At 66.4% G+C, this 13069-nt stretch carries 10 protein-coding genes; 8 read left to right on the top strand and 2 right to left on the bottom strand.

Translation table 11 applies throughout. The annotated features are described in order from the left end of the window. The first annotated feature begins 58 nt into the window (after positions 1 to 58). The 8 genes from NDB2M1_RS06515 to NDB2M1_RS06480 all read left to right on the top strand — a co-directional run bounded on the left by NDB2M1_RS06515 (position 59) and on the right by NDB2M1_RS06480 (position 10487). The gene (locus NDB2M1_RS06515) at positions 59 to 1585 is read left to right on the top strand and encodes a tryptophan halogenase family protein (RefSeq protein WP_072380643.1); all 1527 of its coding nucleotides are present in this window, start codon (positions 59 to 61) and stop codon (positions 1583 to 1585) included. Further along, positions 1582 to 2301 (top strand): SapC family protein, encoded by a 720-nt coding sequence (locus NDB2M1_RS06510; protein WP_072380640.1) that lies wholly within the window; start codon positions 1582 to 1584, stop codon positions 2299 to 2301. The genes NDB2M1_RS06515 and NDB2M1_RS06510 overlap by 4 nt, the downstream gene beginning before the upstream one ends. Beyond that, positions 2294 to 3325: a cupin-like domain-containing protein gene (locus NDB2M1_RS06505; RefSeq protein WP_072380638.1), complete on the top strand. Its 1032-nt coding sequence runs from the start codon at positions 2294 to 2296 to the stop codon at positions 3323 to 3325. Before NDB2M1_RS06510 ends, NDB2M1_RS06505 begins: the two co-directional genes overlap by 8 nt. After that, entirely contained in the window at positions 3322 to 4824 is a 1503-nt protein-coding gene (locus NDB2M1_RS06500; RefSeq protein WP_072380635.1) for a tryptophan halogenase family protein, read from the top strand. The genes NDB2M1_RS06505 and NDB2M1_RS06500 overlap by 4 nt, the downstream gene beginning before the upstream one ends. Then, on the top strand, positions 4821 to 5753 hold the full coding sequence (locus NDB2M1_RS06495; RefSeq protein WP_143146650.1) for a glycoside hydrolase family 16 protein: 933 nt from the start codon (positions 4821 to 4823) through the stop codon (positions 5751 to 5753). The genes NDB2M1_RS06500 and NDB2M1_RS06495 overlap by 4 nt, the downstream gene beginning before the upstream one ends. A 4-nt stretch (positions 5754 to 5757) precedes the next feature. Continuing rightward, complete coding sequence (locus NDB2M1_RS06490) at positions 5758 to 6822, top strand: LacI family DNA-binding transcriptional regulator (RefSeq protein ID WP_054123449.1); 1065 nt, start codon at positions 5758 to 5760, stop codon at positions 6820 to 6822. After that, positions 6815 to 8023, top strand: a complete 1209-nt coding sequence (locus NDB2M1_RS06485; protein WP_072380633.1) for an MFS transporter — start codon at positions 6815 to 6817, stop codon at positions 8021 to 8023. The genes NDB2M1_RS06490 and NDB2M1_RS06485 overlap by 8 nt, the downstream gene beginning before the upstream one ends. An 82-nt stretch (positions 8024 to 8105) precedes the next feature. Continuing rightward, complete coding sequence (locus NDB2M1_RS06480) at positions 8106 to 10487, top strand: glycoside hydrolase family 3 protein (protein WP_143146666.1); 2382 nt, start codon at positions 8106 to 8108, stop codon at positions 10485 to 10487. On the opposite strand, the gene NDB2M1_RS06475 is transcribed toward NDB2M1_RS06480, so the two are convergent. Together NDB2M1_RS06475 and NDB2M1_RS06470 are read right to left on the bottom strand one after the other, a co-directional pair. Next, entirely contained in the window at positions 10480 to 12051 is a 1572-nt protein-coding gene (locus tag NDB2M1_RS06475; protein WP_072380629.1) for a tetratricopeptide repeat-containing sulfotransferase family protein, read from the bottom strand. The genes NDB2M1_RS06480 and NDB2M1_RS06475 overlap by 8 nt on opposite strands. A gap of 24 nt (positions 12052 to 12075) precedes the next feature. Then, complete coding sequence (locus tag NDB2M1_RS06470) at positions 12076 to 12963, bottom strand: sterol desaturase family protein (protein WP_054120206.1); 888 nt, start codon at positions 12961 to 12963, stop codon at positions 12076 to 12078. Positions 12964 to 13069: the final 106 nt, after the last annotated feature.

The following is a 13069-nucleotide window of genomic DNA, read 5'->3' as shown; positions in this document are numbered from 1 at the left end:
CGCGGTGCGGCTCTTCTTTTTGGCAAGCACGGCCCATGTGCGCTAAGGTCGCATTTCAATGAGCAACCCGGTCCAGCATATCGTGATCGTCGGCGGCGGCACCGCCGGGTGGCTCTCCGCGTGCCTCCTCGCCGCGCGGCTGCCGGACAAGCGCATCACGCTGGTCGAAGCGCCCGATATCCCGACCATCGGCGTCGGCGAAGGCACTTGGCCGACGATGCGCGAGACGCTGGCGACCATCGGCATCCCGGAGGCCGAGTTTCTCACCGAATGCGACGCCGCCTTCAAGCAAGGCTCGCGCTTTGATGGCTGGCGCGATGGTTCGGCGCACGACAGCTACCTCCACCCCTTTAGCGCGCCAGCGGCCGCCGACATGCGCGATCTTGCGGCGGGCTGGCAGGCCGGCGGCCAGCAAGGTCCGTTTGCTGCAGCAATCACTCCGCAGCATGCTGTCTGTGCAGCAAACCTTGCACCCCGCCAGCGGGCTATGCCGGACTACGCCGGCGCACTGAACTATGGCTACCACCTCGACGCCGGCAAGTTCGCCGCGCTGCTGATGCGGCACGGCACCAAGCGCCTGCGCGTCAAGCGGATTGCCGCGCATGTCAACGGCGTCACGCGCGCAGCAAACGGTAACATTGCTGCACTCATGCTGCGGGATGGCGAGCCGCTCTCGGGGGACCTGTTCCTCGACTGCTCCGGTCAGGCGGGCATCCTCATCGCGGGCGAATGCCGCGCCGATTGGATCGACCGCAGCGATGTCTCGTTCAACGACCGCGCGCTCGCCGTTCAGGTCCCGGTCGAACCCGGCAGTTCCATCGCCGCGCAAACCATCGGCACCGCGCACGAAGCGGGCTGGCTGTGGGACATCGGCCTGCCCACCCGCCGGGGCATCGGCTGCGTCTATGCCTCGCGGTTTCTTTCGGATGAGCGCGCGGAGGAAATCCTGCGCGGCTATGTCGCGGCCAAGGTGCCCGGCGCCGACGTGGCCAGCCTCACCCCGCGCAAACTTGCTTTCAAGACCGGCCACCGTGACCGCTTCTGGGTCGGCAATTGCCTCGCGGTTGGCCTCTCGGCCGGGTTCATCGAGCCACTCGAAGCTTCGGCCATCGTGCTGATCGAACTTTCGCTGAAAGCGCTGGCCGAGAACTTCCCGCAGAGCCGCGCCAGCATGGATATCCACGCCGCGCGATTCAACGAGCTGTTCCGCTATCGCTGGGACCGCGTGGTCGAATTTCTCAAGCTTCACTACGTGCCGAGCCAGCGCACCGAGCCCTATTGGCAGGCCCAGCGCGCGCCCGAGACGATCCCGCCGCGCCTCGCCGAATGCCTTGCCCTGTGGCGCGAGCAGCAACCCTCGGCATGGGATTTCCCGCGTGTCGACGAGATGTTCCCCGCCGCCAGCCAGCAATTTGTGCTCCACGGAATGGGCCTGCCGGTTCCGCTGAGCGGAGCGTCTCCCTCGCCCGCCCGCCTCGCCGATGTGGCTGCCAAGGCCCGCGCGCTCGCCGCTGCGCTGCCGACAACCCGCGACTACCTCGACCGTCTCGCCGCGCAGACCGCGGCTGCCAGGATACCCGCATGAGCCAGCACCAGATCCTCAACCCCGCCGACCACGGCCAGCTTCGCATCCACACCGAAGCCGGCGCAGAGTATGGCGACAATGTCATGGCCAGCCTTGCCATGCCGGCCGAATTCCGCGAGGTTCAGGCGCACTATCCTATCGTTTTCCGCCGCGATGCCGAAACCGGCAAGCTTGCCGCGCTGGCGCTGTTCGGGTTCGAGGCGGGCGAGAACCTGTTCCTGAACGGCAGCATGTGGGAAGCCCGCTACCGCCCGATGGCCCATGCGGTACAACCCTTCCTCATCGGCCGCGCGGCTGAGGAAGGCGCCCCGCCGCAAGTCCATATCGACATGGGCCACGCGCGCGTTTCCACCAGCGGTGAAGGCATGCGCGTGTTCGACGATGCGGGCACGGCGACGCCCTATCTCGAAGCCATCGCCAACATGCTCGGCGATCTCGATTATGCCTGGCATGAGAGCGAGGCCTTCTTCACCGCGCTCGAAGCCTACAGCCTCGTCGAGCCGTTCAGCCTCGAAGTCACGCTCGACAACGGCGCGGTCCAGACGCTCGTCGGCTTCCAGACGATCCATGAGGAGCGGCTTGCCGGTCTTGACGGCGAGGCGCTGGCGGCGCTGATGGCGGAGGGACACCTTGCGCGCATCTATATGGTGCTCGCCAGCCTCGCGCAGTTCGGCGGCCTTGTCGCACGCAAGAACCGCAAGGTCGCGATTGGCTGAGGCTGACGCCTCGATCTTCGCCGCGATGCCTGCGGTGGAGGAGCGCACGGTGCAGGATGCCGCCGCGCTCGATGCCATGCTGAAGGGCGCGCGCACGCCGTTCGTGATCCGCTGGCTGGTGCGAGATTGGCCGCTGGTGCAGGCGGGATTGACGTCGGCCCGCGCGGCCCGCGCCTACCTGGTCGAACGCGCGCGCCCCGTCCCGTTCTCGGTTTCGCTCGGCCAGCCCGGCAAGGACGGCCGCCTGTTCTACGCCGACGACATGGAAATGAATTTCCGCGAGGCGCGCGGCAAGCTGGCGGATATCTTTAGCGGCATGGACGCCAACGAAGGCCGCGCCGATGCGCCCGCGATCTACCTCGGCTCGATCGACGTGCCGACGCACTTCACCACCGTCGCCGCCGAAAACACAGTCGACCTCGGCAAGCGGGAGCCGATCGTCAGCCTCTGGATCGGCACCCCCACCCGCATCGCCGCGCACAACGACTTCCCGGACAATCTCGCCTGCTGCGCCGCCGGACGCCGCCGCTTCACGCTGTTTCCGCCGGACCAGTTCGCCAACCTGCACCTCGGGCCCATCGACAATACCCCCGCGGGGCGCGCCGTTTCGATGGTCGATTTCCACGCGCCCGATCTCGATCTGCACCCGCGCTTTGCCGAGGCGCTCGCGCATGCGCAAGTCGCGGTGCTGGAGCCGGGCGATGCGCTGTTCATCCCTTCGATGTGGTGGCATCATGTCGAGGGGCTCGCTCCGTTCAACGTGCTGATGAACTACTGGTGGCGCGATACGCCGCGCTGGCTCGGGCAACCGCAGGACGCCCTGAACCACGCGATCCTCTCGATCCGCGACTTGCCGGCCGAAGACAAGGCGATCTGGCGCGCGCTGTTCGACCACTACGTCTTCGAAAATGGCCCCGACGTCACCGCCCATCTCTCCGAAGGCGGGCGCGGCATTCTGGATCCGCTCGATCCTGCCGCCGCCGGACGCCTCCGTTCGTTTCTGCTAAGGACACTCAGCAAATGACTGGAACTTACGCCAAGCGCCGTGTCGTGATCGCGGGCGGCGGCACCGCCGGATGGATGGCTGCCGCCGCGCTTGCCCGCACGATGGGCGATGCGATCGAGCTCGTGCTGGTCGAATCCGAAGCCATCGGCACGATCGGCGTCGGTGAAAGCACGATCCCGCCGTTGGTTGCCTACAATCGCCTGCTCGGCATTGGCGAGGCCGATTTCATGCGTGCGACGCAGGCCACCTTCAAGCTCGGCATCAATTTCGAGAACTGGCGCGTGGAGGGGGAAAACTACTTCCACTCGTTCGGGATCACCGGCCGCGACCACTGGAGCGCGGGCTTCCAGCACTTCTGGATGCACGGCCTGACGAAGGGCCACAAGGCGAGCTACGACGACTATTGCATTGAACTGCAGGCCGCGATGAAGTCCAAGTTCGCGCACCTGCCGGACAACCGCATCAACTACGCCTACCAGCTCGATTCCGGCCTCTACGCCGTGTTCCTGCGCAAGCTGGCCGAGGCGGACGGCTGCCGCCGCGTCGAGGGCAAGATCGCCGAAGTCCAGCTTCATCCCGAGACCGGCGACATCGCCGCGCTGCGGCTAGAATCCGGCCAGCGGATCGAGGGCGATCTGTTCCTCGACTGCACCGGCTTCCGCGCGCTGCTGATGGAAGGCGCACTCCACGTCGGGTATGACGACTGGACGCACTGGCTGCCCTGCGATTCCGCCATCGCCGTGCAGACCGCCAGCGTCCGCCCGCCGGTGCCGTACACCCGCGCCATCGCGCATGATGCGGGTTGGCAGTGGCGCATTCCGCTGCAGCATCGTGGCGGCAACGGCATCGTCTATTGCAGCCGCTATCTTTCGCAGGACGCCGCACTCGAAAGGCTGCTGGGCACGGTAGAAGGCGAGGTTCTCACCAAGCCCAACGTGATCCGCTTCACCACCGGCGCGCGGCGCAAGCAGTGGCACCGCAATTGCGTCGCCATCGGGCTTTCCGGCGGGTTCATGGAGCCGCTGGAATCGACCTCCATCCACCTCATCCAGCGCGCCATCCTGCGCATCGTGCGCATGATGCCGATGGGCGAGATCAGCCCGCGTGATGTCGCGGAATTCAACGATCAGCAGCTCACCGACATGGAGCAGATCCGCGACTTCCTTATCCTCCACTACAAGGCGACCGACCGGCGCGACAGCCCGTTCTGGCGCCAGTGCGCGGGCATGGATATCCCGGACAGCCTCACTCACAAGATCGAGCTGTTCCGCGAAACCGGCCGCGTCTTCCGCAAGAACGAGGAGCTCTTCGTCGAGAACAGCTGGGTGCAGGTGATGATGGGCCAGGGCATCATGCCGAAGAGCTACCACCCCGTCGCCACGAAGCTGTCGGATGCCGAGCTCGCGCATCTCCTCGCGGGTCTGCGCGACAGCGTCGCGAAGACGGTGGCGGGGCTTCCCGATCACCACGCCTATGTCGCGCAGTATTGCGGCGCGCAAGAGGCGCGGGCGGCGTGATCCGGCACTGGCTCACGCTCGTCGCGCTGGCATTGCCGCTGCAAGCGAAGGCTGCATCGGATTGGCAACTCGTCTGGTCGGATGAGTTCAATGGCCCGGCCATCGATGCTTCGAAATGGAGCTTCGATGTCGACTGCTGGGGCGGCGGCAACAACGAACGCCAGTGCTATTCCGACCGGCCGGACAACGCGCGCATCGAAAACGGCGCGCTCGTGATCACCGCGCTGCGCGAGAACGTGACTGGTCCTGCCCTCCCCGCCAATCAGCGCAGGGATCCGTCAAAGCCGGGCGATCTGGTGAAGCGCGACTTTTCCTCCGCCCGCCTCACCACGCGCGGAAAGGCCGCATGGCGCTATGGCCGCATCGAGGTGCGCGCCAGCCTGCCGAAAGGCCAGGGGACTTGGCCCGCCATCTGGATGCTCCCCGAAGCCAGTACCTATGGCCCATGGGCGGCCTCTGGCGAGATCGATATCCTCGAAGCCGTCAACCTTGGCGTGCCGTGCAAGGAATGCCCCGGCGGCAAGGAAGACACAATCCTTGGCACTCTCCACTTCGGCAAGCCTTGGCCGGGCAACGCGCACAAGGGGGACGAAGTCCACCGCCCTGCCGTGCTTTCAGGCTTCCACACCTACACCATCGAATGGCAACCGGACCAGATCGTCTGGCAGTTCGACGGCGAGACTTATGCCGTCCGCAAGCGCGAGGAGTGGTTCACCTCCGGCTCCAACGCGTCGGGCGCGCCGTTCGACCAGCCCTTTCACCTCATCCTCAACCTTGCCTTCGGTGGCGGGCTTGCGGAATCTCGGGGGCTTAAGGGCATCTCGAATGCCAATTTTCCCAAGCGCTTCTTGATCGATTGGGTGCGCGTCTGGCAGAAGCCGGAAATGACCGCCAGCACTGCGCCGGGCGGACCAGCGGGGAGCGAGTAAGCGCATGGCGAGGCGTCGTCAGGCGGTCACGATCAGGCACGTTGCGGCAGATGTCGGGGTCTCGCTCCAGACCGTCAGCCGCGTCATCAACAACGAGCCGAACGTCCGCCCCGAACTCAAGGAACGCGTGCAGGAGGCGATCACGCGCCTCGGCTATGTGCCGTCCATCGCTGCCCAGCGCATGAGCGGTTCGCGCTCGTATCTGATCCTCGCCTTGAACGACCGCGACCGCACCATCGCCGATTGGCGCGCGCGGCAGGGCACCGACTGGGTCGACCAGATGCTGCTCGGCGGCATGCTCAAGTGTGCCGAACATGGCTATCGGATGATCGTCGAACTGGTCGATACGCACAGCGACCATGTCGAGCGCGAACTCCTCGCCGCGATTGCCGCGCTGCAGCCCGATGGAATCATCCTCACCCCGCCACACTCGGACAATCCGCAGATCGTGCGCTGCCTTGCCGATCAGCAGATCCCGTTCGCGCGCATCGGCTCCAAGGCCAGGGATGCCGGGATGCCGATCCTGATGGACGACGAAGGCGCGGCCGCCACCGCCACGCGCCATCTGGTCGATCACGGCCACCGCCGCATCGGCTTCATCGCGGGCGCGGCGGAATACAACCTGAGCGGCTGGCGCGTTGACGGCTGGAAAGCCGCGATGGCAGAGGCCGGACTGCCGACAGACGATCTGCTGCAGAAAGGCGACTTCACCTACGCCTCGGGCGAATGTGCCGCGCGTGCCCTTCTCTCCCTGCCGAACCCGCCCACTGCCATCATCGCAAGCAGCGACCAGATGGCGCTGGCAACACTCGAAGTCGCGCGTCAGGCGGGCCTTGCCGTGCCCCGCGATCTTTCGCTTATCAGCTTCGACAACACGCCGATGATGCAGTTCACCCAGCCCCCGCTGACCGCAGTCGACCAACCCATCGCGGCGACCGCCTCGAAGGCGGTGGAACTGATCATCGCGGCGCAAAAGGGCGATTGCCTGCCCGAGGCGGTCACCGTGATACCCGCCAGCCTCGTCGCGCGCGGTTCGATCGCCGATGTCAGGCAAACCGTGAGTGCCTGATCAGCCCGGCGCGGCCCCGCTGCGCCAGCCCTTGTGGTTCCTCGTGCTCTATGCGCTCGCATGGGCCGGCGGCGCGATTGCCTATGTCCCGTTCCTCACCATCCTGCTGCCTGTACGCATCGCCGCGCTGGTGCCGGGCGAGCAGGCGATCATGTGGCTCTCCGCCATCGCCTTCTGCGGCGCAATCTCGGCAAGCCTCGGCCATATCCTGTTCGGCTGGCTGAGCGACATAACGGGAGCGCGCCGTCCGTGGGTCGCGCTCGGCCTTGTGCTGTCGTGCGTGCTGCTGCTCGTCGTCCCTGCGGCGCACAGCCTGCAGGCGATCATCGCGGTCGTGGTGCTGTGGCAGCTCGGGCTGAACATGATGCTGGCGCCGCTGGCGGCATGGGGTGCGGACTGCGTGCCCGATGGCCAGAAGGGTCTGCTCGGCGGCTTGCTGGCCTTTGCCCCCGGCCTTGGCGCGCTGGCAGGCGCAGTGGTCACGATCCCGGGCCTCGCGACCGCCGATGGCCGGCTAGTCGTTGTCGCAGCCATTGTTGCAGCGGCAGTGCTCCCGGCGCTCCTGATGTGGAACCGTGCCGGAGCCAACACCCCGGCAGTGCCCGCCACGCCGCGGACAGGACCGCAGAACCGCCGTCACGCTGCCATCCGCATGTGGGCGGCGCGGCTGCTGGTCCAAGTTGCCGAGGCTGCCTTGTTCTCGTTCCTCTACCTCTGGCTGCGCTCGATCGATCCCGGCGTGCAGGATCACCTCACCGCGCGGGTATTCAGCACGGTTCTCGTGCTGTCGGCTCCCGCCGCGCTGCTTGCCGGGCGGTGGGCGGACAAGCGGCGGCACCCGTTCCTGCCGCTGGTGATCTGCACCCTCGTCGCGCCCATCGGCCTTGTCGGGATGGCGCTTGCGACGAGTGTTCCGGCCGGCATCGCGAGTTATGCCGTGTTCGGCTTCTCGACCTCGATCTTCCTCGCGCTCCATTCCGCGCAGACCTTGCGCACCTTGCCCGACAGCAACCGGCGTGGGCGCGATCTCGGCCTGTTCAATCTCACCAACACGATGCCCTCGCTGGTGATGCCGTGGTTCACCATAGCTTTGGTGCCGTGGTTCGGCTTTTCGGGGCTGTTTCTGATGTTTGCTGCACTTGCGCTTGTTGCTGCAGCATTGCTGGCCGAACTTCGCTCCGATCCGGACTCCGATAGCTGAAACCACCGCTTGATTTTGATGCTTTCTCATGCGACGAACGCGCTTGAGAACGTTCACAGAATACAAGGGAAGGGTGGGAATGATGGTTCGGCGCGCGCTTTTGGCTGCCATGTTGCTGGCTTCGGGGAGCGCCATAGCTGCGACCGCCGATCGTTCCAGCACGGCCCATCCCGCGCTCTGGCCCGCCGCGCACAGCCCCGCCGCGATCACCAGCGCCGAGACCGAGCGCCGCATTGCCCGCATGATCGCGGCGATGACGCTCGAGCAGAAAGTCGGCCAGATGATCCAGGCGGACATCAGCGCGATCACCCCCGAAGACCTCGCCCGATACCCGCTCGGCTCGATCCTCGCGGGCGGCAATTCCGGCCCTTACGGCGATGAGCGCGGCGATGCGGCCAAGTGGTCGAAGCTGGTCCACGAGTTCCGCGCGGCTTCGGTCAAGGCAGGCGCGGGCATTCCGATCCTCTTCGGCATCGACGCGGTCCACGGCCATTCCAACGTGCCGGGCGCGACGATCTTCCCGCACAACATCGGGCTCGGCGCAGCGCATGATCCCGCGCTGATCCAGCGCATCGGCGAAGTGACGGCCATCGAAGTCGCCGCCAGCGGGATCGACTGGACGTTCGCGCCCACGCTCGCCGTGCCGCAGGACCTGCGCTGGGGCCGCAGCTATGAAGGCTACGCGGCCGATCCCGCATTGGTAGCAAGCTATGCCAAGGCCATGACCATCGGCCTGCAAGGCGCGCTTCTGCCCGGCAAGCCGCTCGCCGCCGACCGCGTCGCGGCCACGGCCAAGCACTACCTCGCCGATGGCGGCACCGATGGCGGCAAGGACCAGGGCGACGCGCTGGTTTCCGAACGCGAACTCGTGGCGAAGCACGCGCAGGGCTATCCGCCCGCGATCAATGCCGGTGCATTGACCGTGATGGCCAGCTTTTCCAGCTGGAACGGCGCCAAGAACCACGGCAACCAGAGCCTGCTCACCGACGTGCTCAAGGGCCGGATGGGCTTCGAGGGCCTCGTCGTCGGCGATTGGAACGGCCACGGCCAGATCCCCGGCTGCACTGTCACCGATTGCCCGAAAACCTTCACTGCCGGTCTCGACCTCGCGATGGCGCCCAACAGCTGGAAGGGCCTCTACGAAGCCACCTTGCGCGAGGCCAGGGATGGCTCGCTGCCGATGGCGCGCATCGATGATGCGGTCGCCCGCATCCTGCGCGTCAAGGCCAAGCTCGGCTTGCTCGGCGCGCATCCGGTCGATCGCGGCAATCCCTCGGTCGTCGGCAGCGATGCACACCTCGCGGTCGCGCGCGAAGCCGCCGCCAAGTCGCTCGTCCTCCTCAAGAACAACGGCGGCGTCCTCCCGCTGAAGCCCGGCACCAAAGTGCTGATCACCGGCCCGGGCGCGGACAATATGGCGATGCAGGCCGGTGGCTGGACGATCACGTGGCAGGGTACCGACACCACCGCCGCCGATTTTCCCAAGGGCCACACCATCGGCCGCGCCATCGCCGCAGCCGTGAAGGACGCGGGCGGCAGCGCAGCCCTCTCGGCAGACGGCAGCTTCACCGACAGGCCCGACGTTGCAGTCGTCGTATATGGCGAGCAGCCCTACGCCGAATTCCAGGGCGACATGCCCAACATCGCCTTCCGCGATCATGCGGGCGAGACGGCCATGCTCGCCAAGCTCAAGGCGCAAGGGATCAAGGTCGTCTCGGTGTTCCTCTCGGGCCGCCCCTTGTTCACCGGTCCCGAAATCAACGCCTCCGATGCGTTTGTCGCGGCATGGCTTCCCGGCACCCAAGGCGAAGGCGTCGCCGATGTCCTCGTCGCCCGCAAGGATGGCAAGCCTGCCCGCGGCTTTACCGGCAAGCTGTCCTTCCCCTGGCCGGCCGATGCGGTCTCGCCGGTCAAGACCCCGCTGTTCGCGGCCGGGTACGGTCTGACCTATGCCAGCAAGGCGGCGGTCGGCCCGGTCAACGAAGACCCCAAGGTCGATCTCGTCGCCTCGGCCAGCGAAGGCGTCTATTTCGCGCTCGGCAAAGTCCCCTCCCCCTGGCACCTCAGCCTCGATCCGGGTATTGCCGCCCGCGCGGTCGATCTCGGCGCACAGGAAGATGCGCAAGCGTTCGTGTGGAGCGAAGCAGGCGCCATCGGCATCGACGGCCCGCCGGTCGATCTGATGCGCCAGCTTGACGAGGAATTCGCGCTGAAGCTGGAAGGCAAGCTCGATGCTGCCGCCGGCCCCATCGCGGTAACCATGGCGGGCGCCACGCTCAAGATCACCCCGCCTGCCGGTCCGATGACGGTGCGCATCCCGCTGCGCTGCTTCCTCGAGGCAGGAGCGAACTTCAAGGCGGTCGGTACGCCGCTGCGCATCGCCGGTGACAGGGGCCTCGTGCTCACCTTGCGCGGTGCCAGCATCGAAGGCGTCGGCGAGACCATCGCCTGCCCGGCTAGATAGCGATGCCTTCGCTTTCAAAGTAGGCGATCACCGGGGCCAGCGCGTCCCGGTGCGCCTTCCAGCGCGCGACCGAATCCTTGTACATGGGCCGCCGCACCTGCTGCGCGCTGGGGGTCGAGACGGGCGCGGTGTTGCGGTGGAAGTCGAGGCAGGCTTCGTCCCACGCCAGCCCGCAGTGCGCGAGCAGACGCCGCGTCTGGCCCTCCTGATCGGCGACCAGATCCTCGTAGCCCAGTTCAAGAATGCGGCCCGGCAGCGCCGCGCGCCAGAAGGCCATCAGACGGTCAAACCGCACATAGTAGCGCGCGATGTCCATCAGGTCGTAGCTGTAGTCGTAATAGCGCGAGGAGATCGCGAAGAGATTGCGGAAATTCGCCAGCACCGTATCGAGCGGATGGCGCCTGAGGCACACGATCCGCGCCTCCGGCAGCGCCCGCGCGATGAACCCGGCGTACTGGAAATTGCCCGGAAACTTGTCGGTAAACCGCCCCTCGCGCGCCCCGGCATGGGTGCGCGCCCGCGCCATGTAGTCGCGCCCGATCGCGCCGAGATCGGCCCCGGCGGCCGCTTCGATGGTCTCCACATCCAGCACCTTCCGGCTGCGCGTTCCCGAGGCCATCTTCACCGCGAGCGGCATTGCCTGCAATTCGCCCGCGCTCCACACCTCGGGGTGCGAGGACAGGATGCGGTCGACCAGCGTCGTCCCGGTACGCGGCATGCCGATCACGAAAATCGGTGCATCCTGCGGCGCTCCTTGCACCGGGGCGGCAGCCACGCGCGGCCAGACCCGCTCGATGGCATCGAAATTCGCCGCATCGCGCGCGAACGTATAGGGCAGGCGCGCCCGGTGCTCGGCATTGGCGGCAGAATGACGGGCGAAGGCGGCCTGCTGCTCGCCCAGATCCTCTAGTTCCTTCGCCAGCGCATAACCGATCAGCAGCCGCGCATCACCCGCAGCGGCTCGGGCAAGTGCCACTTCGAGCCTCGCGACATGGTTGCTCTCAGGCGTCTGCTTCCTGAGGCCCGCGAGCAGGTGATGCCCGCGCGCGTAATCGGGATCGATGGCCAGCAAAGCCTCTACCGCAACCTCCGCTCCGGCAATGTCGCCGATGAAATTGAGCGCCGCGGCCAGATTGTAGTGGAACGAAACATTGCCCGGGGCGAGCCGCACCGCCTCGCGGAAATGCGGCACCGAAGCGGCATGCTCGCCAAGCCGGGCGTAGACGCAGCCCATCGTGTCGCGGCCCAGCGCATCTTCCGGCAGCGCCTGCTCGGCTGCCGCCAATGTCGCCGCCGCCGCGCCATCCTGCCGCAACATGATCTGCAGCCGCGCCAGTTGCGCCCGGAAACTGCCGCGCGGCTCAAGCTCCACGGCCTGCGCAACATCGGCAATCCCGGCACTCACCCGCCCCGCTTCCGCCCGCGTCATGCCGAGCAGGAAGCGCGCTTCCGCATCATCGGGAAAGGCCGCGACCGCGCTCGCCGCAAGCTGCTCCGCGGCTCCCAGATCGCCCCGGTTCAGCGCCCGGCGGATGGCTGCAATCCGGGCCGGCTCAGCGCTCACGTTTTGGTCTTCACGCCTGGATCTTCACTGGGCGGTGGACGCGCCCTTGCGCTTCTCCACCATCGCGATCAGCGGCTTGAACGGAAACACGAACTGCTCCCAGATCGTCAGCCGGCGCCGGTCGTCCTGCCCCACCAGAATGCCTTCGCCTTCCTTGTAGGTGCCGAACATCCGGTCGATCAGGATCAGCGAATTGCCATAATTGCAGCGCGTGTTCTCATAGCCCACCGAGTGGTGGAAGCTGTGGTGGCGGATCGTCGTGAAGAAGAAGCTGTAGAACAGCGGCGGGTCGCTCTTCACGTTGGCATGGGCGTACGTCGCCACAGCATTGGTCACCGCAAAGGCGCAGAGATAGGCTGCGGGCGAAACATCGAGCAGCGCGACAATCCCGAGGCTGATCAGGAACAGCTCGATCGGATTGCCGACCGCGCCTTTCATCGCGTTGAGCTGGGTGATGTGGTGATGCGGCGCGTGGGTCAGCCAGAACGGCTCCCAGTTGTGCATCAGCCGGTGCATCCAGTACTGGCCGAACTCCCACAGGAACACGACGAGCGCCACTTGCGCGAGGAACGGCATTGCCGTCACCCACGGCGTGGTGATGCCCCAGGCTTCCTTCAGCGCATGAAGCGGCGCCTCGGACAGGATATAGGCCATGCGCGAGATGACCGTGTTGATCAGCACGAAGTAGAACAGATCGGTGAAGAACTCCTGCCGGTTGATCCGCCAGCCCTCATGCCGCTCGAACACCAGCTCCAGCCCCAGCACGAAGGCCGTCACCACGCTGTTGACCACAAGCAGGGTCCACGGGTTCGCGACGAGGCTTTCCGGCGCCCACGCCCAGAATGCCACCACTGCCGCCACTGTCGCGGGCGGGATGCAATCGACCGCCAGCCTCTTGATGCCCGAACTCATGACGCACCACTCCTCACCTGTGGTTTTTCACGTTCCTGCCCTGCAACTTGTCTTATTGCTGCAGAATTGCGCAATCGGGGGCGAGGATCAACCCCGCCCCCTTTTG

This window comes from Novosphingobium sp. NDB2Meth1, assembly GCF_900117425.1.
Taxonomy (GTDB): Bacteria; Pseudomonadota; Alphaproteobacteria; order Sphingomonadales; family Sphingomonadaceae; genus Novosphingobium.
The sequence above is the reverse complement of the archived record's forward strand: the minus strand, read 5'-3'. Positions and strand labels throughout refer to the sequence as shown.

Bases quoted from the DNA above. Each gene is read 5' to 3' on its own strand.
- NDB2M1_RS06515 (WP_072380643.1), top strand. From the start codon at position 59: ATGAGCAACCCGGTCCAGCATATCGTGATCGTCGGCGGCGGCACCGCC.
- NDB2M1_RS06510 (WP_072380640.1), top strand. From the start codon at position 1,582: ATGAGCCAGCACCAGATCCTCAACCCCGCCGACCACGGCCAGCTTCGC.
- NDB2M1_RS06500 (WP_072380635.1), top strand. From the start codon at position 3,322: ATGACTGGAACTTACGCCAAGCGCCGTGTCGTGATCGCGGGCGGCGGC.
- NDB2M1_RS06490 (WP_054123449.1), top strand. From the start codon at position 5,758: ATGGCGAGGCGTCGTCAGGCGGTCACGATCAGGCACGTTGCGGCAGAT.
- NDB2M1_RS06480 (WP_143146666.1), top strand. From the start codon at position 8,106: ATGGTTCGGCGCGCGCTTTTGGCTGCCATGTTGCTGGCTTCGGGGAGC.
- NDB2M1_RS06470 (WP_054120206.1), bottom strand. From the start codon at position 12,963: ATGAGTTCGGGCATCAAGAGGCTGGCGGTCGATTGCATCCCGCCCGCG.